The following is a 255-nucleotide window of genomic DNA, read 5'->3' on the forward strand; positions in this document are numbered from 1 at the left end:
TGAAGCGGATTTCACCAAGCGGCTCGCCTTGCGTGGCGTGATCCCAGAGTCTTTGTCCCTCGGGCAACACGCGATTGTGCTGGGCGCGAATCAGCCAGTCGGCCGGGTAACCCACATCGCGCGCTTTAGTCATCAGCTCGACAATGTCCGACTCACGGTCTGCGACATACACCAACCGTGTGCCGGGCAGATCCACCGCCTGCTCGGCCACCCGTTCGTATCCCTCGATCCAGCGCGTGCTTTCCTTGATACCGC

At 61.6% G+C, this 255-nt stretch carries 1 pseudogene; it reads right to left on the reverse strand.

Annotation, left to right across the window (positions count from 1 at the left end):
• A pseudogene (locus tag GWC77_RS28630) lies at positions 1-255 on the reverse strand (IS4 family transposase); the annotation flags it as partial.

Source organism: Paraburkholderia sp. NMBU_R16, assembly GCF_013282575.1.
In the GTDB taxonomy this organism is placed as follows: Bacteria; Pseudomonadota; Gammaproteobacteria; order Burkholderiales; family Burkholderiaceae; genus Trinickia.